Origin of the sequence: Dyella sp., assembly GCF_051962475.1 — a bacterium.
Classification (GTDB): domain Bacteria; phylum Pseudomonadota; class Gammaproteobacteria; order Xanthomonadales; family Rhodanobacteraceae; genus Dyella_A.
This window is the reverse complement of the sequence record NZ_JBQCCF010000069.1, coordinates 191,855-216,255: the sequence shown is the minus strand read 5'-3', so window position 1 is coordinate 216,255 and position 24,401 is coordinate 191,855. Positions and strand designations below refer to the sequence as shown.

Here is a 24,401-nt window from a genome sequence, read left to right as displayed (position 1 = left end):
AGTATAGAAATCGGAGAAGAAGCAGACGGTAACCCGGCGTTAACCGGCGCTTTTTTCGGAACGCGCACTCAGCGCGCCTGGCCGTCGCTGGGGGCGTGGCCGTAGGCGAGATGGTTCGTGCTCGCCAAGCGCTGTGCCGGAGGCAACTGCAGGTGCCAGCCGCGGCTGCGCAGATGCTCGAGCACCTGCGCGGCATCCTCATGCGGCAGCTTGCGATGCGCTTCCAGCTCGAGCTCCATCGCCAGGCGCATTGGCCCGAGCAACTCGGTCAGCTCGACGGGCAGGCTGGCGAAGGCGTCGCGCTCGGCCAGCCACAGGTAGCTGTCGGCCTTGCGCAGGCTGGCGTAGACGTAGCAATGCATCGATCGACCGTGGTGCAGGACGGGAATGCCGCGCGTGGCGGCGGGGGAAGCTTATCAGTGTGTCCCACCTCGGCCAGCCGTGCCCGGCGTCGGGCGCCGTACGCCGAGCACATGGACGTTTCGGTTTTGCTGCAACCGCACTTGCAATGGCCGGCGACCAGTCGGCACAGTGCCGCGCGGGGACATCAAACGCGCGTATGAAAACAACCACGCCGGGTGTCTCCGCTACTCGTCCCGAGCCGCATTCACGACCAGCAGGAGCCACCGATGCAGATGTCCATCCGTCCCTTCAAGGCAGCCGCCCGGCCGCTCGCGTTTGCCGCGCTGAGCCTGGCCATTGCCGGCGCCCTGGTGGCGCCCAACGCCGCTCACGCCAGTGCGTTCCAGCTCAAGGAAAACAGCGCCAAGGGCCTGGGCCGCGCCTACGCCGGTTCGGCGACCGCCGGCGGCGACGTCTCGGTGGTGGCGAACAACCCGGCCGCCATGAGCGAGCTCGACGGCACCTACTTCCAGGCGGACGTCACCGCCATCAATTTCAGCGCCAAGTTCAGCGGCAGCGCGCACGACGTGCTGGGTCGTCCAATCAGCGGCGGCAACGGCGGCGATGCCGGTACCACGCTGCCGGTGCCCGCACTGTTCTTCGCCACCAAGGTGTCGGACAAAGTGCACATCGGCGCCGGCTTCTCGGTGCCGTTCGGCTTCCAGACCGAGTACGACCGTGACTGGATTGGCCGCTACAACGGCATCAAGTCCAAGTTCCAGTCGCTCGACGCCACGCTGTCGGCCTCGTACGACGTCAGCGACACCTTCGCCCTGGGCGTGAGCGCGATCGCGCAGCGCACCTCGGCGGAACTCACCAGCGCGATCAACTTCAACGCAGTCGGCCTGCAGGTGCAGCAGGGCATCGGCGCGCAGACGGCCGCTGGCGTGGCGCAGATCCAGGCGGCCATCGCTGCCGGTCAGATTCCGCCGGCGCAGGGCGCGGCGATGATCCAGGCTGCCGTGCAGCAGGGTCAGGCCGCCGCCGCCGGCGTGGCTGCCCTGACCCCTCAGGGCGTCGACGGCTATGCCCGCATCAAGGGCGACGATTGGGGTTACGGCTACCAGGTCGGTGGTTTCTGGAAGCTCACGCCGAACGACAAGTTCGCGCTGAACTACCGCTCCAAGATCAGCCACAAGCTCAGCGGCACTGGCAACTTCACCACCACCGCCGGCTACGACCTGCTGCTGGCGAACCCGCAGCTGGCCGGCAGCATCCCGCCGTTCTCCAACACCACGGGCACGGCCAACTTCACCACCCCGGCGGTGATCAGCGCCAGCTACTGGCATCAGGCAGAAAAGTTCGGTCTGGGCATCGATTTCGCCTACACCAAGTGGGACGTGTTCAAGGAACTGCGCGTGAAGTATGGCAACCCGGCCCAGCCGGACACCGCCGAGGAGTTCAACTGGCGCAACACCGTCTACGCCTCGATCGGTGGTGACTACTACCTCAACGACAAGGTCACGCTGCGCGCCGGCGTCGCGGTGGACACCTCGCCCACCTACAACAGCGTGCGCGACGTACGCGTGCCCGACTCCACCCGCAAGCTGGCCACCGTGGGCATCGGCTACAAGGCGAGCGAGCACTTCGAGATCAACGCCTCGTACGCGCACATCTTCGTGAACCAGGCGCACATCAACAGCACCAGCTCCACGGGTGATGTGATTACCGGCAACTACGACGACTACGGCAACCTGCTGAGCCTCTCGGCGGTCTACAAGTTCTAAGCCCCCGCCGGCGCTGAAAGACCAGAACCTCCCCGCGCGAGCGGGGAGGTTTTTTTGTGCCTGGCGGTCGGTTGATCAGCCGCGCTGCAGGAGCAGGTCGAGCAGCCGGCGGAAACGCACGCCGTAGGGTGGATTGAGCAGGCCGGTGCCATTCAGGCGCGCTTGCCGGAACACGGGCTTGAGATGCGAGAACGTGCGGAAGCCGGCTTCCCCGTGGTACCCGCCGCTGCCCGAAGGCCCCACGCCGCCGAACGGCAGATGGTGCTGGGCGATGTGGTACAGCGTGTCGTTCACCGTGACGCCGCCGGCGATGGTGCGGGTGAGCACTTTCTCGACTGCGCCGCGGTCGCGCTCGAACAGGTACAGCGCCAGCGGATGGGGCCGCGCCGAGACATAGGCGATCGCGTCGTCGAGCGTGTCGTAGGTCACCACCGGCAGCAGCGGGCCGAAGATCTCCTCCTGCATCACCGCCATGTCGTCGCGCACGCCGGTGAGCAAGGTCGGCAGCAGTCGCCGCGGCTGCTTGGGATTGCTGCCATTGCCCAGCACCTCGGCGCGCGCGCCGGCGGCGATCGCCCGATCGCGCAAGGCGCATAGCCGCTCGTGCTGGCGATCGGAAATAATGCTTGCGTACTGGTCGTTGCCGGCGATGTCCGGGTAGAAGCGCGCCACCGCGGCGCGCGCGGCGCTGGTGAAATCGCCCACGCGATTGCGCGGCAGCAGCACGTAGTCCGGCGCGATGCAGGTCTGTCCGGCGTTGACCAGCTTGCCGAACACGATGCGTTCGACGGCGCGCGGGAAGTCCGCGTTCGGCCCGATGATCGCCGGTGACTTGCCGCCGAGCTCCAGTGTCACCGGGGTGAGATTGGCCGACGCCGCTCGCATCACGTGACGGCCCACCGCGGTGGAGCCGGTGAACAGCAGGTGGTCGAACGGCAGTGCGGAGAACGCCTGCGCCACTTCCGCATCGCCGTTGATCACGGCCACCTCCTCGCGCGGGAAGTGGCGGGCGACCAGATCGGCGAACAGGCTGGAGAACCGCGGCGTGTACTCGCTCATCTTCACCATGGCGCGGTTGCCCGCCGCCAGGGCGTCCACCAGCGGGCCGACGGCCAGATACAGCGGGTAGTTCCACGGCACGATGATGCCCACCACGCCCAGCGGCTGCGGACGCAGCTCGGTGCGTGCGGGCAAGAAGGCCAGATCGGCCAGCCGGCGCCGCGGGCGCATCCAGCGCTTGCCATGGGCCAGTGCGTGGCGGATCGCCGACAGGCTGGGAAACACCTCCAGCAGGTCGGTTTCCTCGCGCGGGCGGCAGCCGAAGTCGGCGTGGATGGCGTCGGCCATCTCGCCACGGTGCTGGCGGATCAGCGTGTCGAGCGCGCGCAGCCGCGCGACGCGGACGGGCCAGGCCGGCATCGGATCGCCGCCGTGCGCCTCGCGCTGGCGCGCGAGCAGGTCGGAGAGGTCGCTGGCTGAGGTCATGCTTACCACCGGACGCGTCGTGGGTCGAAAACGTCCGGCGATGGTGGCACAGCTCAGTGTTCGTGCGCGCGGGCGGCGGCACACCGCCGCCCGGCCTTGGGGCGGGTTTACTCGCCGATGGTCAGCAGTGAGGCGTTGCCGCCGGCGGCGGTGGTGTTGATGGTGAGCGTGCGCTCGCCGGCAAAACGCAACAGATAGTGCGGACCACCCGCCTTCGGGCCGGTGCCGGATAGGCCTTCGCCGCCGAACGGCTGCACGCCGACCACCGCGCCGATCTGGTTGCGGTTGACGTAGCAGTTGCCCACTCGCGCGTTGCGGCTGATGTAGTCGATGGTGGCGTCGATGCGGCTGTGGATGCCCAGCGTGAGACCGTAGCCGGTGGCGTTGATCGCGGCGATCACGCGGTCCAGCTCGCTGGCTTTCCAACGGATCACGTGCAGCACCGGGCCGAATATCTCGCGAGTGAGCACCGACAGCGACGGGATCTCGTAGGCGCGCGGGGCGAAGAACGTGCCGTGGCCGGTGGCCGCGGCATCCATCGGCACCTCGCCGATCTTCTTCGCCTCGGCATCCATGCGCGCGGCATGCTCGACCAGGATCGCCTTGGCGTCCTCGTCGATCACCGGGCCGACGTCGGTGGAGAGCAGGCCCGGATCGCCCACCTTCAGCTCCTTCATGGCGCCGGCCAGCATGGTGACCACCTTGTCGGCGATGTCGTCCTGCACGTACAGCACGCGCGCGGCCGAGCAGCGCTGGCCGGCAGACTGGAACGCCGAGGCGATCACGTCCTTGACGATCTGCTCGGGCAGCGCGGAGGAGTCGGCAATCATCGCGTTCTGGCCGCCGGTCTCGGCGATCAGGGCGGCGATCTGCGCGTTGCGCGCGGCCAGCGCGCGGTTGATCGCCCAGGCGGTCTCGGTGGAGCCGGTGAACACCACGCCGGCCACGCGCGGATCGCGGGTCAGCGCGGCGCCCACGGTGGCGCCGTCGCCCGGCACGAACTGCAGCACGTCTTCCGGCACGCCGGCCTCGTGCAGCAGGCGGGTGGCGAGGTAGCCGATCAGGCTGGTCTGCTCGGCCGGCTTGGCGATCACCGGATTGCCCGCCGCCAGCGCGGCGCTGACCTGGCCGACGAAGATCGCCAGCGGGAAGTTCCACGGGCTGATGCCGACGAACACGCCGCGGCCCTGCAGGAACAGCCGATTGCTCTCGCCGGTGGGGCCGGGCAGCACTTCGGGCTCGGCGAACAGGCGGCGCGCCATGGTGGCGTAGTAGCGCAGGAAGTCGGCCGCCTCGCGGATCTCGGCGATCGCGTCGGGCAGCGTCTTGCCGGCCTCGCGCACGCACAGCGCGATGAACTCGCCGCGACGTGCCTCAAGCTGCTCGGCGGCGTACTCGAGCATCGCCGCGCGGTTGGCCACGGGCAGGTTGTTCCAGCGCTCGCGCGCGCCGTGCGCGTTGGCCAGGGCTTTTTCCACGGTGGCGTCGTCCGCGGCGAGGTACTGGCCGATGCGGCGACGACGGTCGGCCGGATCGGTGACCTCCACCAGAGCGCCCTTGCTCGCGGCGCCGGGCACCAGCGGGCCGGCGGTCCACGGACCGGTGTGGGCGTTCACCGCCTCGGCGAGCGCGATCAGTTCGTTGTCGTTGGCAAAGTTGACGCCCATGGAATTCTTCCGAAGTTCACCGTAGAGATTGGCCGGCAGCGGGATGCGCGGATGGGGAATGGAGTCGAACGCGCGCACCGTTTCGCACGGGTCGGCGACCAGCTCGCGCGCCGGCATGTCCTCGTCCACCACGCGGTTGACGAAACTGGTGTTGGCGCCGTTTTCCAGCAGGCGGCGTACCAGGTAGGGCAGCAGGTCTTCGTGCGTGCCAACCGGCGCGTAGACGCGGCAGGGCACGTTGAAATCCTTTGGGCCGATCACCTCGGCGTAAAGGTCGGTGCCCATGCCGTGCAGGCGCTGGAACTCGAACGGTCGGCCCTGCGCGATGTGATGCACGGCGGCGATGGTGTGCGCGTTGTGCGTGGCGAACTGCGGGTAGACCAGATGGCTGCCGGCGGCAAACAGGCGCCGCGCGCAGGCGAGATACGACACGTCGGTGTTCGGCTTGCGCGTATACACCGGATAGCCGGACAGGCCCTGCTCCTGCGCCTTCTTCACCTCGGCGTCCCAGTAGGCGCCCTTGACCAGGCGCACGTACCAGCGCCGGTTGTGCGCGAGCGCCATCTCGACCACCCAGTCGATCACGAACGGGGTGCGCTTGGCATACGCCTGCACCACGATGCCGAGCCCGTTCCAGCTTTCCAGCGACGGGTGCGCGAACACCTCGCCGATGATGTCCAGCGACAGCTCCAGCCGGTCGGCTTCCTCGGCGTCCACGGACAGCGCGATGCCGGCCTTCATCGACAGCTGGGCCAGTTCCAGCAGCTTCTCGACCAGCGCCTTGCGGGCGCGCTCGCGCTGGGCCAGCTCGTAGCGCGGGAACAGCGCGGAGAGCTTGACCGAGATCGAAGGTGCCTCGGTGTGGCTGGCGAACGGTCCGCGCCGGCCGAGCGCGGCGATCGCATCGCGGTACGCCTGTTGATAGCGCTCGGCGTCGGCGGCGGTCAGCGCGGCTTCGCCGAGCATGTCGAAGGAGTAGCGATAGGCCGCGTTTTCCTTCTTCACCGAGCGGTCCAGCGCCTCGTCGATGGTTTGTCCCATCACGAACTGGTGGCCCATGATGCGCATCGCCTGGCGCACCGCCACGCGGATGGTCGGCTCGCCGATGCGCGCCACCAACCGGCGCAGCGCGCCGGTAAAATCGTTGCGCGTGCTGTCGGCCAGGTTCACCAGCTGGCCGGTGAGCAGCAGCCCCCAGGTGGAGGCGTTCACCAGCAGCGACTCGCTGCGGCCCAGGTGCTTGCGCCAGTTGGCATCGCCGAGCTTGTCGCGGATCAGCATGTCGGCGGTGCGCGTATCGGGAATGCGCAGCAGCGCCTCGGCCACGCACATCAGCAGCACGCCTTCCTCGCTGGACAGGTCGTACTGGCGCATGAAGGACTCGACCACGCTCTGGTCCTTGGCGCGTGCCCGCACGCGGGTGACCAGCGAGGCAGCGCGGTCGACCACCTGCTCACGTTCGTCGTCGGGCAGGCTTGCCTGGTCGAGCAGGTCGAGCACGGCCTCGGTTTCGTCGCGCAGCCAGGCGGCGGCAATGCGCGCACGTGCCGGCGCGATGCTGGGGGGGAGTTCGGGACTCAGGATAGCGTCGGTCACGGGTCGTTCGATCCGGGCGGGAGGCGGGCGGGGGAGGGGGAGCGGCGCATTGTACGCGTGCGCTGGCACCCACCCAACCAGCAATCAGCCGGCCATCAGCACGTGCGCGCGGGTATGGCGTCATGGCGTCCCGTCGGCCGCCATCGGCGCGCGGTTGCGGTCGCTTGGGACCCGGGCAAAGTGTCGCAACCGCCGATGGGTCGGTCGACGCGGTCGCGTCGTCGCGCGCGCGCGTGGCCTCGCGCGCGGGCCTCGACGCCTTATCGCAAAGCGTTGCGAAGCGTGCTGATGAGGGTCATGCGCCTGCGTCATTCTTGCCCGTTGCGCTGGTGCGGCCTATCATTCCGCCGTTCCAGGCACGCCGGATCCCCATGATCGTGCTTCGACCCGCTGCTGAAGGTCTGCCGTGCGCGCTGTGGCTTCGCCCCAACCGTGTACTCAGCCGCAAGGGGCTTCGTCGACTGATCATGGTGCTGGCAGCGCTGGCGCTGACAACCGCCGGTCTGGGTGCGTGGCAGGGGAATGTGTTCGCCCCGCTGTTTGCCCTGGTCGAATCCGTTGCCATGGCGATCGCGCTGAGCGTGGCCTGGCGGGCGGGCGACCGCGGTGAGCGCATCACCCTCGGCGAAACGTCGCTGGAGGTGCGCGCTCTGCCTGGGCGGCGGCGCATCCACTTCCAGTCCCACTGGGTGCGGGTGAAGCTGGCTCCAGGCAAGGGGCGCCAGCGGCTGATGCTGTCATCGCATGGTCGCGAGCTGGAGATCGGAGCCTTCCTCGCCGACGAGGAGCGCGCCGAGCTGTCGAGGAAACTCATGGTGCTGCTGGCCGACCTCAAGGGTCCGTGGCGCAAGTAGGTTCAACAAAGGTGCAAGACATGACATCTGGCGGCATCAAGCCTCACGGTATCAAGCGCGCGGTGTTGGCTGGCCTCGCCGGCGCGCTCGCCCTGTTCGGCGGCGCGGCGACGGCCAACCCGAAGGACTGGCAGCTCAACATGACGCGCGGCGCCAGCGAATGGTCGTCCGAGCCCTACTTCCTCAACAACGTGTCGCTCGGCGTGTGCGTCGTGATCGGCATCCTGGTGTTCGGCGCGATGTTCATCGCCATGTTCCGCTTCCGCAAATCGCGCGGTGCGGTGGCCGAGAAGTGGTCGCACAACACCATGCTCGAAGTGGTGTGGACTACGATCCCGGTGATCATCCTGATCGTGCTCGCCTACCTGGCCACGGGCGGCCTCACCTCGTTCGCCAACACCACCGGCTCGCAGATGACCGTGAAGGTCACCGGCTACCAGTGGAAGTGGCGCTACGACTACGTCGACTACAAGGGCAAGGCGATCGACAAGGTCGGCTTCATGTCCAAGCTCGACGACGCCAGCAACGAGACCCGCCAGCTCGGCTCCGGCATGGACCCGAAGGCGGTGCAGGTGAACGGCGAGAACACCTACCTGCTCGACGTCGACAAGCCGCTGGTGGTGCCGGTGGGCACCAAGATCCGCTTCGTGATCACCGCCGGCGACGTGATCCACTCGTGGTGGGTGCCGGCGCTGGGCTGGAAGATGGATGCCATCCCCGGCATCGTCAATGCCGCCTGGACCAACATCAAGGAACCGGGCATCTACCGCGGCCAGTGCGCCGAGCTGTGCGGCCAGGATCACGGCTTCATGCCGATCGTGGTCAAGGCGCTGCCGAAGGCCGAGTTCGAGCAGTGGCTGGCCCAGCAGCAGGCGGCTAGTGCACCGAAGCCGGCGGCTCCCGCCGCTGCTCCGGCCACCGCGCAGGTCAAGACCCCCGCCCCGGGCAACCAGGGCTGATTTTCCGGAGGGCCGCCTTCCGGCGGTCCCACGCAATTACGCATTAGGCAGAGGTTCAAGGCCATGGCCCACGCAGCCACCCACGACCACCACGATCATCACGGCGCGCCGTCGAATTTCTTCACGCGCTGGTTCATGTCCACCAACCACAAGGACATCGGCACGCTGTACCTGGTGTTCGCGCTGGTGATGTTCTTCATCGGCGGCAGCTTCGCGATGGTAATTCGCGCCGAGCTGTTCAAGCCGGGCCTGCAGCTGGTGCAGCCGTACTTCTTCAACCAGATGACCACCATGCACGCGCTGGTGATGATCTTCGGCGCGGTGATGCCGGCCTTCGTGGGCCTGGGCAACTGGATGATCCCGCTGATGATCGGTGCGCCGGACATGGCCCTGCCGCGCATGAACAACCTGTCGTTCTGGATCATGCCGTTCGCCTTCGCGCTGCTGCTGTCCACACTGTTCACCGCGGGCGGCGCCCCGGCCGGCGGCTGGACGATGTATCCGCCGCTGGCGCTGCAGGGCGGCTCGGTCGCCTCGATGGTGTTCGCGGTGCACCTGATGGGCATCAGCTCGATCATGGGTTCGATCAACATCATCGCCACGATCCTCAACATGCGCGCCCCGGGCATGGACCTGCTGAAGATGCCGGTGTTCGTGTGGAGCTGGCTGATCACCGCGTTCCTGCTGATCGCCGTGATGCCGGTGCTGGCCGGCGCAGTGACCATGCTGCTGACCGACAAGTACTTCGGCACCAGCTTCTTCAACGCCGCCGGCGGCGGTGACCCGGTGCTGTTCCAGCACATCTTCTGGTTCTTCGGGCATCCCGAGGTCTACATCATGATCCTGCCGGCGTTCGGCGTGATCTCGGAGATCATCCCGACCTTCGCCCGCAAGCCGATCTTCGGCTACAAGGCAATGGTGTTCGCGATCGCGTCGATCGCCTTCCTGTCGTTCATCGTGTGGGCGCACCACATGTTCGCGGTCGGCCTGCCGCTGGGCGCCGAGATCTTCTTCATGTACGCCACGATGCTGATCGCGGTGCCCACCGGTGTGAAGGTGTTCAACTGGGTCAGCACCATGTGGGGCGGCTCGATGACGTTCGAGACGCCGATGCTGTTCGCCGTCGCCTTCGTCATCCTGTTCACCATCGGTGGCTTCTCCGGCCTGATGCTGGCGCTGGCTCCGGCCGACTTCCAGTACCACGACACCTACTTCGTGGTGGCGCACTTCCACTACGTGCTGGTGACCGGCGCGGTGTTCTCGATCATCGCCGCCACCTACTACTGGCTGCCGAAGTGGACTGGCCGGATGTACTCGGAGTTCTGGGGCAAGATGCACTTCTGGAACTCGGTGATCTGGGTCAACGTGCTGTTCTTCCCGCAGCACTTCCTGGGCCTGGCCGGCATGCCGCGCCGCATCCCGGACTACAACGTCGCGTTTGCCAACTTCAACATGATCAGCTCGATCGGCGGCTTCCTGTTCGGTGCCTCGCAGCTGATCTTCGTGGGCGTGCTGATCCACGCGGTGTGGGGCTCGAAGAAGAAGGCCACCGACCGCGTGTGGGAAGGTGCCAAGGGCCTGGAGTGGACCGTGCCGTCGCCGGCGCCGTTCCACACCTTCGAAGTGCCGCCGGTCATCAACGACGACGAGCTGGCCCACGGCCATACCGACCACTGATAAAGTTGCACGCCACCGCGCAGGCGGTGGCGTGACGGGGCAGCAGACATGCATGAATCACCGCAGGCCATGATGGAAACGCGTCGCCGCGCCGCCAGGCGCACCGCGCTGATCATGGGCGGTGTGGCGCTGGTGGTGTTCGCGCTGTCGCTGTTCCAGATGGTGCGATAACGCCGGCGCGCGCAGCGCGCCAGCAGAAACAGAGCAGTTCCCCGCGCGACGTGGCGGGGCCGATGTCAGAAAGAGATATCCACGGGAACCTTCACGATGGGTCAGCAGCAAGGCGCTTACTTCGTTCCAACCAAGAGCTCGTGGCCGATCGTCGCCGCCGTGGTGATGTTCGTCACCGTGTTCGGTGCCAGCCACTGGCTGAGCGCCCAGCCGGGTGACACCAGTTTCGGCAAGACGGTGCTGACCGTCGGCATCCTGGGCGTGCTGGGCATGTTCTTCGGCTGGTTCCGCTCGGTGATCCGCGAGTCGCTCGCCGGTAGCTACAACAGCCAGGTGGACCGTTCGTTCCGCATGGGCATGCTGTGGTTCATCTTCTCCGAAGTGATGTTCTTCGGCGCCTTCTTCGGTGCGCTGTTCTACGCGCGCATGTTCTCGGTGCCGTGGCTGGCCGGCGAAGGCCATGGCGTGCTGACCAACCAGTTCCTGCACCCCGCCTACACCGGTGGCTGGGGCGCGGCGGGCGGCAACGGTCCGGACCAGATCGGCGGCAGCTTCCAGACCGTCGCCGCGTGGGGCCTGCCGCTGCTCAACACGCTGATCCTGCTGACCTCCAGCGTGACCGTGACCATCGCGCACCACGCGCTGAGGTCGGCCCATCGTGGCAGGGTGCTGGTGTTCCTCGGCCTTACCGTGCTGCTCGGTGCAGTGTTCCTGTACTGCCAAGCGCACGAATACATGGAGGCCTACAAGGAGCTCAACCTCACGCTGCACTCGGGCGTGTACGGCTCGACCTTCTTCATGCTCACTGGCTTCCACGGAATGCACGTGACGTTGGGCACGATCATGCTGGCGGTGATCTGGTTCCGCGTGGCCAAGGGCCATTTCAACAAGGAACACCACTTTGGTTTCGAGGCGGTGGCCTGGTACTGGCACTTCGTCGACGTGGTCTGGCTCGGCCTGTTCATGTTCGTCTACATCCTCTGAGCGACCGCGCTGCGCGCGCCGCCCAGGAGCGAAAAAGCCCGCCGTGAGGCGGGCTTTTTTTTCATGCGGAGCTGGATGAATCTACCGCCGACCGGAGCACTTCTTCACGGGCGCAATGACGCAGCGAAGATGCCCATTCGAGCCGACCGTTAGAATGGGCGGCCAACGCTCAGTGGTTGACGTCGTGCGGATGCAGCCAGCCCATCCAGATGCCGAACATCACCATCAGGATCAACAGCACCGACAGGCCGATGCGCCGCGTCAGTGCCCACACGGTGCGCTTGCTGTCTTCCTTGTCGGTCATCATGAAGTACAGCGCCTGCCCGAGGTTGAACAACACCACGAACAGCATGATGACCAGTGCGTATTTGTAGACGGTTTCCACGTGACTGACTCGAACAACGACGATTTGGCCAGTATAGCCGCCGCCCACGGAGCGGCCGCGTGAGCGCGTTCCGTCGTCCGGCGTGGTGGTCTGTCGCACTGACCGTCGCCGGTGCGCTGCTTTTTGTGCGTCTGGGCTTGTGGCAGCTGCATCGGGCCGACGAGAAGGAGGCACTTCTGCGGCGCTATGCCACATCGGCGACGGCGCCGCTGCAGCGCTTCGATGAGGTCGCCGACGCCCCGCCGGAAAACGCGTATCCGCGCGTGCGCCTGAGCGGACGCTACCTGCCCGGGCGGGTCTATCTGCTGGACAACCCGAAGCACGACGCGCTGGGCGGCGTGGAGGCCTACGCGCCGATGCAGCTGTCCGGCCACGAGCGGCTGCTGCTGGTCGATCTCGGCTTTCTGCCCGGCAACGGCACCGACCGCGCACCGCAGTTGCCTGCGCTGCCCAGCGACGAGGTCACCGTGCAGGGCCTGTACGTGCCACCGCCCGGCGTAGCGCTGGAGATGGGCGGCGATGCGCTGGCGCAACAGTCGGCGTATCCGAAGAAGACCATCTATCTGGACCCCGCGCAGGTGGCGCGCGACCTGGGGCGGCCGTTGTTCCCCCGCCTGCTCGCGCTGGACGCCGATCCGGCGGCGGTCTACGTGCGCAAGCACACGCTCGATTTCTCCGCGATGCCACCGTCCCGGCATCGCGCCTACGCGTTCCAGTGGTTCACCTTCGCCGTGGCGGCGGTGGTGATCTTCCTGGTGCTCCACCGCAAGCGCCGCCCACGGGCGCGTTCAAGCACGAGTCGCACGCCATGAATCGACCCACTCCCGACCGCGCCCAGCGCGCTAGTCGCGCCAAGCTGCTGCTGATTGCCGCGGTATTCGCGGCACCGATCGTGGCCGCCGCCATCCTCACCGTCTCCGGCTGGCAGCCGCAGGGCAAGGGCAACGGCCTGCCGATCGTGCCGCAGCGCAATTTCGTCGCCGAGCCGGTGACGGTGGGACTGGCCGATGGCAGCACCTACGCCTGGCGCGACACGCAGCCGCGGCTCACCCTGATCGCCCTGGTCGGGCCGCAGTGTGCCGCGCGCTGCGTCGACACGCTGACCAAGATGGCCGCCGCGCGGGTCACCTTGTCGCGCAACATGCCGCGGCTGCGCCTGTTGCTGCTCGGCACGCCGCCGGCGAACGAGCCGGTGAAGGACGGTCGCGTCGCGCTGGGGGCCAACCCAGACGCCTCGTTCCTGCTCGGCAGCGATGTCGACGGCAAGCTCGCCAGCTATGCGCCCACCACGCCCGACAGCGTCAGCGCCGTGCTGGTGGAATCGAACGGCACGGCGTTGTCGCTGTATCCAGCCGGCTTCGACACCACCGGCTTGCGCAAGGACCTGCAGAAGGTGATCCGCTGATGACCGCTCGTTCCACCGTCGTGCTTCGTCGCCTGGCGTTGCTGGCCGCACTGTTCGCCTTCGGCCTGGTGATGTTCGGCGCCTTCGTGCGCCTGTCCAATGCCGGACTGTCCTGCCCGGACTGGCCTACCTGCTACGGCAAGGCCACCTGGCCGACCCAGGCGCATGAAGTGGCGCACGCGGACGCGGCGTTCCCTGAGCGCCCGTTCGAGGACTCCAAGGCCTGGCGCGAGCAGGTGCACCGCATGCTGGCCGGCACGCTGGGCTTTGCCGTGCTCGCGATGGCGTTGATCGCCGCCTGGCGCCAGCGTTGGAACGCGGTGGCCGTGCTGGTGGGTGCTGCCCTCGCGGTACTGGGCGTGGCGTTGTACATGCGTCACGCCTACGTCGCCTCGTCGGTGATTTCCGTCTTGGCTATTGGCTTGCCGCTGGTCGCGGCGCTCACCCTGCGCCGTCCCGGCGCGTGGCGCGCCAGCGTGCTGGCGCTGGCGGTGATCATCTTCCAGGCGATGCTCGGCATGTGGACGGTGACCTTGCTGCTCAAGCCCATCGTGGTGATGGGGCATCTGCTCGGCGGCCTCACCACCTTTTCGCTGCTGGCCTGGTCGGCGCTGCGCTATGCCGGCGTCGGAGCAGACGACGACCGCTACGCGCCGCTGCGCAAGGCGGTGATCTTCGGCGTGGTGCTGCTGGCGTGCCAGATCGCGCTGGGCGGCTGGACCTCGTCCAATTATGCCGCGCTGGCCTGCGGTACCGATTTCCCCAAGTGCCTGGGCCAGTGGATGCCGGCTACCGACTTCAAGGAAGGCTTCGTGCTCTGGCGCGGCGTGGGCGTGAACTACGAGGGCGGCGTGCTCGACATGGCGGCGCGCAGCGCGATCCAGATCGTCCATCGCATCGGCGCACTGGTGGTTTTCTGCTACCTCGGCTGGCTGTCGCACAAGACGGCGCGCGCCGGGCTGCGTGGGCTGGGCATCGCAATCGGCGTGGCGCTGGTGGTGCAGGTGCTGCTGGGCATCAGCAACGTGCACTTCGGCCTGCCCTTGTGGGTCGCCACCGCGCACAACGGCGTGGCTGCCGCGCTGCTGTTCACCCTGCTCGCCACCCTCGCGCGCACCCAGCGCCGCCGGCCGGATGGCCTGCCGCTGGTAGAATCGCGCGGATGAGTGCCCACGTCCGCGAATACCTGCAACTGACCAAGCCACGCGTCGTCGCGCTGCTGGTGTTCTGTGCCGTGATCGGCATGTTCCTGGCCGTGCCGGGCGTGCCGCCGTGGCGCGCACTGGTATTCGGCACGCTGGGCATCTGGATGGCCTCCGGCTCGGCGGCGGCGTTCAATCACTTGATAGACGAGCGCATCGACAAGCTGATGGCACGCACCGCTCGCCGCCCCCTGGCCACCGGCGCGCTGAGCGTGCGCCAGGTGCTGGTGTTCGCGGTGTTGCTGGGCGTGGCCTCGATGCTGGTGCTGGCGCTGCTGGTGAACCTGCTCACCGCGGTGCTCACCTTCGGCGGGCTGATCGGCTACGCGCTGGTCTACACCGCGTACCTCAAGCGGGCGACGCCGCAGAACATCGTGATTGGTGGCCTCGCCGGCGCGATTCCGCCGGTGCTGGGCTGGACCGCGGTGACTGGCGAGCTGCACGCCTTTGCGTTGCAGCTGTGCCTGATCATCTTCGTGTGGACGCCGCCGCACTTCTGGGCGCTGGCGATCTTCCGCCGCGACGACTACGCCCGCGCCCAGGTGCCGATGCTGCCGGTGACCCACGGCGTGGTCTATACGCGCTGGCACGTGCTGTTCTACACCGTGCTGCTGGTGCTGGTGACCCTGCTGCCGGCAATCACCGGCTACACCGGACTGGTCTATCTTGGCGGCGCGATCGTGCTCGACGCGGTGTTCCTGTATTACGCGATCCGGCTGCTGAACCCGCCCGACGACTTCTTCCCGATGCGCGTGTTCAACTATTCCATTGTCTACCTGATGGCGCTTTTCGCATTCCTGCTGGCGGACCACTGGCTGCTGCCGTCGGCCTCGCCCTCGGGGCTGGTGTTCCAGCCGGTGGGCTGAGCCAGGCGCTGCGGGGGCGGCCGTGCGGATCTGATCGTCGCCCACGCTCGGCCGCGACCTGCGCGATGCGCTGGTGCGCGATGGCCACGTGGTCGACGTTGCCACCGATGGCGAGCAGGCCATGCATTTCCTGGCCAGCTTCAGCTACGACGTCGTCACGCGCGACCTGATGATGCCGCGGATGGATGGCTGGACGGTGCTGCGCCAGCTGCGTGACCGGCCGGAGCGGCCGCGCGTGCTGGTGTTGCCCGCGCGCGGGCAGGTGGAGGATCGCGTCGAGGTGCTCAACCTCGGTGCCGACGATTTCATATTCATAGTCAAGCCGTTCGCCTACGCCGAGCTGCTGGCGCGTCTGCACGCGCTGATGCGCCGCGGCGACAGCGCGCCGGTGCTGCTGAAAGCCGGGCGCCTGGTGGTGGATCCGCGCGCGCGTCGCCCACGTCGATGGCGCGCCGCTGGCGCTGTCGCCGAAGGAGTACGCGCTACTGGCGATGTGATCGAGGTGCTGGTGAGCACCCTGCGCACCAAGCTGGCGCAGGCCGGGGTGGAGGAGATGATCGAAACGCGGCGGGGCTTCGGCTATGTCGTGGCGCCGACCGGCGGTTGAGCGGCGCAGGAACTTTCGTCGCCGCAGGCATTGACAGCGCCCTGCTGCAGCACAACAATCCGCGCGCCGTCCGGCGCGCCGCGCCGTTACGGCACCTCAAGTCCACCAACCAAGGCATATGGACGTCGACCCTAGTCGCAACGTCGACACCCGCGAGCATCGGGTGCCGGCGACGCATCACAAGTCGAACGCCTGCGGCGACCGCCTGCGGTCGGCCGACGCTTTCCGCTAGGAAACGTCCGGCCCACTCCTGACGGTGCGCTACAGGCATCGTTACCCGAGGAGATGGGCCCATGAAGCTCCTTCGCGATTCCCTCCGCTGGCGCGTGCTGCGTCCCCAGCTGTTCGGCGTGCGTGCGCGTTCCGAGCGCCGTTACACCGTGACCGTACCGGCCCCGCGCAACGTCTCGGCGCGCGTCGCCGAGCGCGTCGTGATCACCCCGTCCGCGATGCCGGGCCTGCGCTGATGCGCGGCTGCTTCATCCGCAAGGGCTGGCCTCCGCCAGGCTCTCGATCGCCGCGGTCGCTCATGCGATCGCGGCCGAGCCCTCTCGTGCCGGCGGCCAGCTGATCCTTCCTCATTGGCTTCCGGCGTAGCGCAGACTCGCAACCACGGAAGCCTCTCCATGACCCGGCAGCCCCCCCTCCACGCGGCACGCAAGACCGCGGGCAAGACCTCCCCCCTGCCGACCACCGTCGCCGCTGCCGCCGAGGCGTGGCGCCCGGTGGACGCGCTGTTCGCCAGCTTTGCCACCGGCCATGACGGCCTCGACGAAGAGGCGATCCAGGCGCGCCTGCAGGCCGACGGCCCCAACGAGGTGTCGCACGAAAAGCCGCCGCACTGGTCGCGCCAGTTGCTGCACGCCTTCCTCAACCCGTTCATCATCGTGCTGCTGTCGCTGGCGGTGGTGCAGCTGGCCACCGACGCCAGCGACCTCACCGGCCCGGTGATCGTGATGGTGATGGTGGCGATCAGCGTGCTGCTGAGCTTCACCCAGGAATACCGCTCCTCGCAGGCGGCGGAAAAGCTCAAGGCGATGGTGCGCAACACCGCCAGCGTCATCCGTCGCGCCTCTGACGGCCACAGCGAGCGCATCGAGGTACCCGTGGTCGAGCTGGTGCCCGGCGACATCGTGCACCTGGCCGCCGGCGACATGGTGCCGGCCGACCTGCGCCTGCTCAGCGCCAAGGATCTCTTCATCAGCCAGGCGATCCTCACCGGCGAATCGCTGCCGGTGGAGAAGGCCGCGCCCAGCGGCCGCGACCTGCTCGATGCCGGCAGCGCCAATCCGCTGGATCTCTCCAGCGTCTGCTACATGGGCACCAACGTGATCAGCGGCACCGCCAGCGCGCTGGTGGTGGCCACCGGCAGCCGCACCTATCTCGGATCGATCTCGCGCAGCCTCACCGGTCAGCGCGTGCAGACCAGCTTCGACCGTGGCGTGAAGTCGGTCAGCTGGCTGCTGATCCGCTTCATGGCGGTGATGGTGCCGATCGTGTTCGCGCTGAACTGGTGGGACAAGGGCAACTTCTTCGAGGCGCTGCTGTTCGCGCTGTCGGTGGCGGTGGGTCTGACCCCGGAGATGCTGCCGCTGATCGTCACCGCCAACCTCGGCAAGGGCGCGATGGCGATGTCCAAGCGCAAGGTGGTGGTCAAGCGCCTCAACGCGATCCAGAACTTCGGCGCGATGGACGTGCTGTGCACCGACAAGACCGGCACGCTGACGCTGGACAAGATCGTGCTCGAGCGCCACCTGGATCTGGACGGCGAGGAGTCCGACGAGGCACTGGAGTTCGGCTACCTCAACAGCCGCTTCCAGACGGGCCTGAAGAACCTGATGGACAAGGCGGTGCTGGAGCATCGCGATCTGGAGCCCGCCGCCAGCATGTACCGGCTGGTGGACGAGATTCCGTTCGACTTCCAGCGCCGGCGCATGTCGGTGGTGCTGGGCGACGCCGGCGGCGAGCACCTGCTGGTGTGCAAGGGCGCGGTGGAGGAGATGCTGACGATCTGCGATCACGCGCGCATCGGCGGCGAGCTGGTGCCGATGACGGCCGAGCGCCGCACCGCGATCAAGGAGATGACGCGCGAGCTCAACCACGACGGCCTGCGCGTGTTGGTGGTGGCGATCCGCCAGCAGCCGGCGACCGGCCGTCCCTACGGCGTGGCCGACGAGGCCGGGCTGACTGCGGTCGGCTGTCTGGCCTTCCTCGATCCGCCGAAGGATTCGGCCGCCACCGCGATCCGCGCGCTCAACCACCACGGCGTGGTGGTGAAGGTGATCACCGGCGACAACGAGGCGGTGACGCGCAAGATCTGCCGCGAAGTCGGGCTGGACGTCGAGCACTCGGCGCAGGGCAAGCACATCGAGCCGCTGGACGACGCGGCACTGGACGCGCTGGTCGCGCGCACCACCGTGTTCGCCAAGATGTCGCCGCTGCAGAAGGCGCGGGTGGTGAAGTCGTTGCAGCGCCAGGGTCACACCGTGGGCTTCCTCGGCGACGGCATCAACGACGCGCCGGCACTGCGCGAGGCCGACGTCGGCATTTCGGTGGATACCGCTACCGACATCGCCAAGGAGTCGGCCGACATCATCCTGCTGGAAAAGAACCTGATGGTGCTGGAGGAGGGCGTGATCGAGGGGCGGATCACCTTCGGCAACATCATGAAGTACATCAAGATGACCGCCAGCTCGAACTTCGGCAACGTGTTCAGCGTGCTGATCGCGAGCGTGTTCCTGCCGTTCCTGCCGATGCTTCCGCTGCAGATCCTGGTGCAGAACCTGCTGTATGACATCTCGCAGCTGTCGATTCCGTTCGACCGGCTCGACGAGGAATACCTGCGCAAGCCGCGCAAGTGGGACGCCAGCGACATCGGCCGTTTCATGGTGTGGATCGGGCCGATCAGCTCGATCTTCGACATCACCACGTTCTGGCTGATGTGGCATGTGTTCGGCGCGAACTCGCCGGCGCACCAGTCGCTGTTCCAGTCCGGCTGGTTCATCGAGGGCCTGCTGTCGCAGACGCTGATCGTGCACATGATCCGCACCCGGCGCATCCCGTTCCTGCAGAGCATGGCGTCGGCGCCGGTGCTGGCGCTGACCGCGGCGATCATCACGCTGGGTCTGGTGATTCCGTTCACCGCGATCGGCGTCAAGCTCGGCATGGTGCCGCTGCCGCCGGCGTACTTCGGCTGGCTGGTGCTCACCCTGGTCAGCTACAGCGTGCTGACCCAGTTGGTGAAGCGGCTGTACATCCGGCGCTTCGGGCGTTGGCTGTGACGATGGTCGGGGGAACCGATCATGCGCCGTCTCGCCGGTACGCTCGTACTGGCATTCGCCCTGCTGCCTTCGCCGGCGGCACGGGCGGGTGCCAGCCTGTTGGTGGACGATGCCGGAACCACCCCAGACGGTCACTGCCAGGTGGAATCATGGCTGCGCCTGGCGCCGTCCGGCGCCGCTGAGGCGAGCGCCGTTCCGGCCTGTGCGGTCGGTGGCGTGGAATACAGTCTCGGCGGATCGATGGCCGCCGCATCGACGCCCGCCGCGCTGGCCTTCGGCCTGAAGCACACACTGCGCGACGCCGCCGACGAGACGCCCGGCTTTGCGGTTTCCGCCGGCTCGGTCTGGACCAGCCGGTCGGGCGCGCCAGGTGCTGCGGTCGCCAATTTGATCGCCAGCCTGCCGGTCGCCGGTCTCGGGGTCATCCATCTCAATGCCGGCTGGAGCGTCGCGCGGGGGCACCTGCCGGTACCTACGTCCGGCGTGGGGCTGGAACACCCGCAGGGGTCGCACTGGCTGGTGCTGGCGGAGGGCTTCGTCCAGCGAGGTACCGGACCGGCGTGGCAAGCCGGCTTGCGGCGGATGCTGGGCAGCGGCGTGACGGCCGATCTGCTGGTCGGCACGGACCCGCACGGTCACTGGTTGACGCTTGGCCTCAACTATTCGCCGGGCGGGGGTTGAGTGCCACCTGGCGGCGGCCTGTTCGCCCGTAGGAGCGCACCCTGTGTGCGAATGCTTCGTCACGTGACGGAAAGCTTCGCGCACAGGGTGTGCTCCTACACGGTCGCCGTGTCCGCGTGTCGCGCCAGGCGCCGCGCGATCACCGCGCAGACCATCAGCTGCAGCTGGTGGAAGATCATCAGCGGCAGCACGATGCCGCCGAGTCCGCCGGGCAACGCGACGAACAGCAGCTTGGCCATCGGCACGCCGGTGGCGAGGCTCTTCTTGGAGCCGCAGAAGAAGATGGTGATGCGGTCTTCGCGCGCGAACTTCAGCGCGCCGGAGCCGAACCAGGCCACGAGCATGACCAGCGCCAGCAGCAGCGCGTCGGCGCCGAGCGTGGCCAGCAGCGCCAGCGGCGGCGTGGTTTTCCACAGGCCTTCCACCACCGCCGCGCTGAAGGCGGTGTAGACCACCAGCAGGATCGTGCCCTGGTCGGTGTAGCGCAGCAGCGGTCGATGGCGATCCACCCAGGCGCCGATCCACGGGCGCAACAGATGCCCCGCCGCGAACGGCAACAGCAGCAGGGTGAGGATCTGTTCCACCGCGTGCCACGAGAAGCCGTGGCCGCCGCCGTGCGTGGCCACCGTCAGTCCCACCAGCAGCGGTGTCAGCACGGTGCCGACGAGGCTGGAAGTGGAGGCGCTGACCACCGCCGCCGGCACGTTGCCGCCAGCCATCGAGGTGAAGGCGATCGATGACTGCACGGTGGAGGGCAGGGTGCACACGTAGAGCACGCCCAGCAGCAGCGCGGGCGTCAGCATCGCGCCAAGCAGCGGCCGCAGTAACCAGCCCACCAGCGGAAACAGCACAAAGGTGCAGGCGAACACGCTGACATGCAGGCGCCAATGGGTCATGCCGTGCAGCACCGCTGCGCGCGAGAGCTTGGCGCCGTGCAGGAAGAACAGCAGCGCGATGGCCGCATCGGTGATGCGATCGAAGGCGACGGCCCACGCGTCGCGGCACGGCAGCAGCGACGCCAATGCGACGGTGACCAGCAGGGCCTGGGTGAACGGATCGATAGGCAGGCGGCGCATGCGCTCGTGATGCGTTTGGCAAAACCGCAAGTCTATCCGGCCGCCGGTGCAGTGCGCGGACCGCGCGCTGACGCCAAAGCGCAAACCCTTGCGCGAGTCCTAGGAACTTTGGTCATACCGGCGCCATGTAGGCCTGCCATATAACGCCGCGGGGGAAATTCTTACATTGACGTAGGGGAATGGGAGTCATGCAGAAAAAATCATGGATAGCCGGCAGCCTCGTGCTGGCCGGTGTGGTGCTCTGTACCCCGGCGCTGGCGACGATGCCGCTGCCGGATCACCAGGAATTCGGCGTGGCGTTGCAGGTGCCGTTCGCGGCCACCGCCACGCGCCCGATCGTCCTGCACTTCGAATATCCCGGCGCCGCGCCGGGCACGCCGATCGCCTGGGAAGTGGACGTGCTCGACGCCAGCGGCCAGGTGCGCCGGCACTGGCAGGGCAGCACCACCCTGGCCAAGGCGCGCGACAGCCTGGTACGGATGAACTGGGATGGCCGCGATGCCCAGCGCGCCGCGCTGGCGCCCGGCTACTACACGGTGCGGCTGCGCGCGTTGGCGTTGGACGACACGGTGATCGGCCGCATCGGTTCGGGCCTGGCCAGCCAGGCGCTGGCGCTGGCCCAGGCCAGGGCGCCGGAGCTGATCGAGCAGCAGCGCTACGACGTGATGGTGGGCCGCGTGGCCAAGCCGGCGATGCCGAGCTTCCACGCGCTGCCGATGCATCGTTCGGCGACGCAGGGAGTAACCATCCAGGCGGCCACCATGCAGTCGGTGAGCACCACCGGCGGCCTGCCGTACACGATCTACTACGGCAACCTGCACAGCCAGACCAACCACAGCGACGGTGGCGGCGTGGTGTCCACCTGCAAGGATGCGCAGGCCCCGCAGAGTGCGCCGTACGGCCCGGCCGATGCCTACCAGTACGCGATGAACGAAGGCCTGGACTTCCTGATGACGTCCGAGCACAACCACATGTACGACGGTTCGACCGGCACCAACAGTTCGGCCAGCCCGACCACCGCGCACAACCTTTATCAGTCGGGCCTGCAGGCGGCCAGCACGTTCAACGCCGCACACAGCAACTTCCTCGCCATCTACGGCCTGGAGTGGGGCGTGATCAGCAACGGCGGGCACATGAATATCTTCAACACGCCGAGCCTGCTGGAGTGGGAGTACAACAGCTCCAATCAGCTGATCGGCGACGTGTTCACCGCCAAGAGCGATTACGCCTCGCTGTACACGTTGATGCACACGAACGGCTGGATCGGCCAGTTCAACCATCCAGCCAGCTCGGGCCAGTTCCTGGTCAACGGTACCAACTTCGGCTACACCGCCGACGGCGATGCGGTGATGGTGCTGGCCGAGGTGCTCAACAGCTCGGCGTTCTCCAGCAACACCACCGAAACCGAGACCAGCCGCAGCAGCTACGAGACGGCCTTCAACACCATCCTGGAGCGCGGCTACCACGTCGCACCCAGCTCGGATCAAGACAACCACTGCGCCAACTGGGGCGCCAGCTTCACCAATCGCACCGGCGTGCTGCTGCCCAGCGGTACCACGCTGAACTCACCGAACTTTCTCGATGCGCTGCGCGCCCGCCGCGTGTTCGCCACGGAGGACAAGACCGCACAGATCGTGCTCACCGCCAACGGCCACGTGATGGGTGAGCGCTTCAGCAACACCGGTCCGCTCACGCTCACCGTGAACTACGCCAGCAGCACCGGCCACACCGCGCAGCGCGTGCAGGTGTTCCAGGGCGTGCCGGGCAGCAACGGTACGGTGGGCACGCTGTCGGAGACGGCGACCACCACCACCACGCCGGGCGCGGGCGACCACTTCTACTACGCCAAGATCACCCAGGACGACGGTCTGCGCCTTTGGTCGGCGCCGGTGTGGGTGACCGAGGGCTCCGGTGGCGGCGGTGGTGGCGACACCACGCCGCCGACGGTGAGTGCATCGGAGAGCGGCACCAGCGGCACCGTCACGCTGTCGGCCAGTGCAAGCGACAACGTGGGCGTGACCAAGGTGGAGTTCTACGTCGACGGCGCGCTCAAGGCCGCCGACACCGCCTCGCCGTACAGCGCCAGCCTCGACTCCACCACGTTGGCCGACGGATCGCACAGCTTGGTCGCCAAGGCGTATGACGCGGCCGGCAACGTCGGCACCAGCAGCACGGTGAGCTTCAGCGTGTCCAACGGCTCAGGCGGTGGCTCGGGCGGCGGCAGCACCGAGCTGATCGGCAACGGCGGCTTCGAGAGCGGCGCCACGGTATGGACACAGACCAGCGGAGCGATCACCAGCGACACCAGCGAGGCGGCCCACGCTGGCAGCTGGAAGGCGTGGCTCGACGGTTACGGCTCGGTCCATACCGATTACGTGCGCCAGAGCGTGACGATTCCCGCGTCGGTCGCCTCCGCCACGCTGAGCTTCTACCTGCACGTGGACACCGCCGAGTCCGGCAGCACCGCGTACGACACACTCAAGGTGCAGGTGATTACTGCGGCCGGCAGCTACGCCACGCTCGCCACCTACTCCAACGCCAACGCGACCAGCGGCTACGTGCTGCACACGATCGACCTGGGGGCATACAAGGGGCAGACGGTGCAGGTGAACTTCTACGGCGTGGAAGACGGCTCGCTGCAGACCTCGTTCGTGATCGACGACGTCAGCGTGAAGACGCAGTAAGCAAGCCAGGGTGCGGGAGGCATCTCGCCTCCCGCATGCTTCAGCAGGGCTCGTCGCGCTGCCGGCGGCGATGGCGCCACCACAGGCCGGCCGCGATCACCACCAGGGCCCCGCCGACGACCCACAGGCCACCCTGGCCGCGATGGATCCAGGTGGCCAGCCAGTCGCGGTTGTCCGCACCCAGATAACCCAGGTACACCCACAGCGGCACGCTGATCAGCGCGGCCAGGCCATCGAGCAGGATGAAGCGCCAGAACGACACCCGATGGGTGGCGCCGGCGGTGATGAACACGGCCGTGCGCATGCCGGGCAGGAAGCGCGCCACGAACATCATGCGGTTACCGTAGCGCTCGAACTTGCGCTGCACCTTGGCGTAGCGCGCCGGCGGCAGCAGCCAGGCAAACAGCCGCAGGCGCAGGATGCGCGCGCCGAAGTGGTGGCCCAGCAGGAACATCGACGCATCGCCCAGCAGCACGCCCACCATGGTCACGCCCACCATCACGTGCACGTTGGCGTAGCCGAGGCCGGCGATGACGCCGCCGGCGACCAGGGTGATGTCCTCCGGCAGCGGCACGCCCGCGCCGCACAGCAGCAGCGCGATGAACACCGACACGTAGCCGTGTTCGGCAAAGATGCCGATCAGGCGCTCAAGCAGATCCATCGGCACTTCCTTGTCGACGCCGCATGCTCAC

Annotated in this window: 21 protein-coding genes; 15 read left to right on the top strand and 6 right to left on the bottom strand. The window is 67.6% G+C overall.

What is annotated here, in order from left to right; genetic code table 11:
• Nucleotides 1–68 precede the first annotated feature (68 nt).
• Nucleotides 69–362, bottom strand: a complete 294-nt coding sequence (locus ACTHJF_RS16190; RefSeq protein WP_440268015.1) for a YcgL domain-containing protein — start codon at nucleotides 360–362, stop codon at nucleotides 69–71.
• Between the two features lie 267 nt (nucleotides 363–629).
• Between ACTHJF_RS16190 and ACTHJF_RS16185 the strand changes: the two genes are divergently transcribed.
• The gene (locus ACTHJF_RS16185) at nucleotides 630–2,129 is read left to right on the top strand and encodes an OmpP1/FadL family transporter (protein ID WP_440268014.1); all 1,500 of its coding nucleotides are present in this window, start codon (nucleotides 630–632) and stop codon (nucleotides 2,127–2,129) included.
• A 75-nt stretch (nucleotides 2,130–2,204) separates the two neighbouring features.
• On the opposite strand, the gene ACTHJF_RS16180 is transcribed toward ACTHJF_RS16185, so the two are convergent.
• On the bottom strand, nucleotides 2,205–3,614 hold the full coding sequence (locus ACTHJF_RS16180) for a coniferyl aldehyde dehydrogenase (protein WP_440268013.1): 1,410 nt from the start codon (nucleotides 3,612–3,614) through the stop codon (nucleotides 2,205–2,207).
• A gap of 107 nt (nucleotides 3,615–3,721) precedes the next feature.
• Complete coding sequence (gene putA, locus ACTHJF_RS16175; protein ID WP_440268012.1) at nucleotides 3,722–6,877, bottom strand: bifunctional proline dehydrogenase/L-glutamate gamma-semialdehyde dehydrogenase PutA; 3,156 nt, start codon at nucleotides 6,875–6,877, stop codon at nucleotides 3,722–3,724.
• Between the two features lie 371 nt (nucleotides 6,878–7,248).
• Between putA and ACTHJF_RS16170 the strand changes: the two genes are divergently transcribed.
• The 5 genes from ACTHJF_RS16170 (at nucleotide 7,249) to ACTHJF_RS16150 (ending at nucleotide 11,522) form a co-directional block, all read left to right on the top strand.
• Entirely contained in the window at nucleotides 7,249–7,731 is a 483-nt protein-coding gene (locus ACTHJF_RS16170; RefSeq protein ID WP_440268011.1) for a DUF2244 domain-containing protein, read from the top strand.
• A 20-nt stretch (nucleotides 7,732–7,751) separates the two neighbouring features.
• Nucleotides 7,752–8,690, top strand: coding sequence for a cytochrome c oxidase subunit II (gene coxB / locus ACTHJF_RS16165; protein ID WP_440268010.1), 939 nt, complete (start codon nucleotides 7,752–7,754; stop codon nucleotides 8,688–8,690).
• A gap of 63 nt (nucleotides 8,691–8,753) precedes the next feature.
• A complete protein-coding gene (gene ctaD / locus ACTHJF_RS16160; protein WP_404629832.1) occupies nucleotides 8,754–10,367 on the top strand; it encodes a cytochrome c oxidase subunit I in 1,614 nt (537 codons plus the stop codon).
• Nucleotides 10,368–10,415: 48 nt separating this feature from the next.
• The gene (locus tag ACTHJF_RS16155) at nucleotides 10,416–10,538 is read left to right on the top strand and encodes a hypothetical protein (protein WP_440256545.1); all 123 of its coding nucleotides are present in this window, start codon (nucleotides 10,416–10,418) and stop codon (nucleotides 10,536–10,538) included.
• 96 nt (nucleotides 10,539–10,634) lie between these two features.
• On the top strand, nucleotides 10,635–11,522 hold the full coding sequence (locus ACTHJF_RS16150) for a cytochrome c oxidase subunit 3 (protein WP_440268009.1): 888 nt from the start codon (nucleotides 10,635–10,637) through the stop codon (nucleotides 11,520–11,522).
• A 169-nt stretch (nucleotides 11,523–11,691) separates the two neighbouring features.
• Here the strand turns inward: ACTHJF_RS16150 and ACTHJF_RS16145 are convergent, their stop codons facing one another.
• Complete coding sequence (locus tag ACTHJF_RS16145) at nucleotides 11,692–11,907, bottom strand: twin transmembrane helix small protein (RefSeq protein ID WP_440268008.1); 216 nt, start codon at nucleotides 11,905–11,907, stop codon at nucleotides 11,692–11,694.
• Nucleotides 11,908–11,966: 59 nt separating this feature from the next.
• Between ACTHJF_RS16145 and ACTHJF_RS16140 the strand changes: the two genes are divergently transcribed.
• From ACTHJF_RS16140 to ACTHJF_RS16105, 8 genes are all read left to right on the top strand, one after another.
• Nucleotides 11,967–12,719, top strand: coding sequence for an SURF1 family protein (locus ACTHJF_RS16140; RefSeq protein ID WP_440268007.1), 753 nt, complete (start codon nucleotides 11,967–11,969; stop codon nucleotides 12,717–12,719).
• Nucleotides 12,716–13,312, top strand: coding sequence for a hypothetical protein (locus ACTHJF_RS16135; protein ID WP_440268006.1), 597 nt, complete (start codon nucleotides 12,716–12,718; stop codon nucleotides 13,310–13,312). Before ACTHJF_RS16140 ends, ACTHJF_RS16135 begins: the two co-directional genes overlap by 4 nt.
• On the top strand, nucleotides 13,312–14,478 hold the full coding sequence (locus ACTHJF_RS16130) for a COX15/CtaA family protein (RefSeq protein WP_440268005.1): 1,167 nt from the start codon (nucleotides 13,312–13,314) through the stop codon (nucleotides 14,476–14,478). Before ACTHJF_RS16135 ends, ACTHJF_RS16130 begins: the two co-directional genes overlap by 1 nt.
• Nucleotides 14,475–15,380, top strand: a complete 906-nt coding sequence (locus tag ACTHJF_RS16125; RefSeq protein ID WP_440268004.1) for a heme o synthase — start codon at nucleotides 14,475–14,477, stop codon at nucleotides 15,378–15,380. Before ACTHJF_RS16130 ends, ACTHJF_RS16125 begins: the two co-directional genes overlap by 4 nt.
• A 58-nt stretch (nucleotides 15,381–15,438) precedes the next feature.
• Nucleotides 15,439–15,987: a response regulator gene (locus ACTHJF_RS16120; RefSeq protein WP_440268168.1), complete on the top strand. Its 549-nt coding sequence runs from the start codon at nucleotides 15,439–15,441 to the stop codon at nucleotides 15,985–15,987.
• 293 nt (nucleotides 15,988–16,280) lie between these two features.
• Nucleotides 16,281–16,454, top strand: coding sequence for a hypothetical protein (locus ACTHJF_RS16115; RefSeq protein ID WP_440268003.1), 174 nt, complete (start codon nucleotides 16,281–16,283; stop codon nucleotides 16,452–16,454).
• Between the two features lie 159 nt (nucleotides 16,455–16,613).
• Complete coding sequence (gene mgtA, locus ACTHJF_RS16110) at nucleotides 16,614–19,268, top strand: magnesium-translocating P-type ATPase (protein WP_440268002.1); 2,655 nt, start codon at nucleotides 16,614–16,616, stop codon at nucleotides 19,266–19,268.
• Between the two features lie 21 nt (nucleotides 19,269–19,289).
• On the top strand, nucleotides 19,290–19,949 hold the full coding sequence (locus ACTHJF_RS16105) for a hypothetical protein (RefSeq protein WP_440268001.1): 660 nt from the start codon (nucleotides 19,290–19,292) through the stop codon (nucleotides 19,947–19,949).
• A 95-nt stretch (nucleotides 19,950–20,044) separates the two neighbouring features.
• Here ACTHJF_RS16105 and ACTHJF_RS16100 read toward each other — a convergent pair whose 3' ends face one another.
• Nucleotides 20,045–21,025, bottom strand: a complete 981-nt coding sequence (locus tag ACTHJF_RS16100; protein WP_440268000.1) for a bile acid:sodium symporter family protein — start codon at nucleotides 21,023–21,025, stop codon at nucleotides 20,045–20,047.
• 188 nt (nucleotides 21,026–21,213) lie between these two features.
• Here ACTHJF_RS16100 and ACTHJF_RS16095 point away from each other — a divergent pair, with 188 nt between their 5' ends.
• Nucleotides 21,214–23,709: a CehA/McbA family metallohydrolase gene (locus ACTHJF_RS16095; protein WP_440267999.1), complete on the top strand. Its 2,496-nt coding sequence runs from the start codon at nucleotides 21,214–21,216 to the stop codon at nucleotides 23,707–23,709.
• Between the two features lie 40 nt (nucleotides 23,710–23,749).
• On the opposite strand, the gene ACTHJF_RS16090 is transcribed toward ACTHJF_RS16095, so the two are convergent.
• Nucleotides 23,750–24,370 (bottom strand): DedA family protein, encoded by a 621-nt coding sequence (locus ACTHJF_RS16090; protein ID WP_440267998.1) that lies wholly within the window; start codon nucleotides 24,368–24,370, stop codon nucleotides 23,750–23,752.
• Nucleotides 24,371–24,401 lie beyond the last annotated feature (31 nt).

Excerpts from the sequence above, each read along its gene's own strand:
- ACTHJF_RS16095 (WP_440267999.1), top strand. The coding sequence starts at position 21,214 with ATGCAGAAAAAATCATGGATAGCCGGCAGCCTCGTGCTGGCCGGTGTG.
- ACTHJF_RS16150 (WP_440268009.1), top strand. The coding sequence starts at position 10,635 with ATGGGTCAGCAGCAAGGCGCTTACTTCGTTCCAACCAAGAGCTCGTGG.
- ACTHJF_RS16090 (WP_440267998.1), bottom strand. The coding sequence starts at position 24,370 with ATGGATCTGCTTGAGCGCCTGATCGGCATCTTTGCCGAACACGGCTAC.
- mgtA (WP_440268002.1), top strand. The coding sequence starts at position 16,614 with ATGACCCGGCAGCCCCCCCTCCACGCGGCACGCAAGACCGCGGGCAAG.
- ACTHJF_RS16185 (WP_440268014.1), top strand. The coding sequence starts at position 630 with ATGCAGATGTCCATCCGTCCCTTCAAGGCAGCCGCCCGGCCGCTCGCG.
- coxB (WP_440268010.1), top strand. The coding sequence starts at position 7,752 with ATGACATCTGGCGGCATCAAGCCTCACGGTATCAAGCGCGCGGTGTTG.
- ACTHJF_RS16135 (WP_440268006.1), top strand. The coding sequence starts at position 12,716 with ATGAATCGACCCACTCCCGACCGCGCCCAGCGCGCTAGTCGCGCCAAG.
- ctaD (WP_404629832.1), top strand. The coding sequence starts at position 8,754 with ATGGCCCACGCAGCCACCCACGACCACCACGATCATCACGGCGCGCCG.
- ACTHJF_RS16130 (WP_440268005.1), top strand. The coding sequence starts at position 13,312 with ATGACCGCTCGTTCCACCGTCGTGCTTCGTCGCCTGGCGTTGCTGGCC.
- ACTHJF_RS16100 (WP_440268000.1), bottom strand. The coding sequence starts at position 21,025 with ATGCGCCGCCTGCCTATCGATCCGTTCACCCAGGCCCTGCTGGTCACC.
- ACTHJF_RS16125 (WP_440268004.1), top strand. The coding sequence starts at position 14,475 with ATGAGTGCCCACGTCCGCGAATACCTGCAACTGACCAAGCCACGCGTC.
- ACTHJF_RS16105 (WP_440268001.1), top strand. The coding sequence starts at position 19,290 with ATGCGCCGTCTCGCCGGTACGCTCGTACTGGCATTCGCCCTGCTGCCT.
- ACTHJF_RS16155 (WP_440256545.1), top strand. The coding sequence starts at position 10,416 with ATGCATGAATCACCGCAGGCCATGATGGAAACGCGTCGCCGCGCCGCC.
- ACTHJF_RS16115 (WP_440268003.1), top strand. The coding sequence starts at position 16,281 with ATGAAGCTCCTTCGCGATTCCCTCCGCTGGCGCGTGCTGCGTCCCCAG.
- ACTHJF_RS16180 (WP_440268013.1), bottom strand. The coding sequence starts at position 3,614 with ATGACCTCAGCCAGCGACCTCTCCGACCTGCTCGCGCGCCAGCGCGAG.
- ACTHJF_RS16190 (WP_440268015.1), bottom strand. The coding sequence starts at position 362 with ATGCATTGCTACGTCTACGCCAGCCTGCGCAAGGCCGACAGCTACCTG.
- ACTHJF_RS16170 (WP_440268011.1), top strand. The coding sequence starts at position 7,249 with ATGATCGTGCTTCGACCCGCTGCTGAAGGTCTGCCGTGCGCGCTGTGG.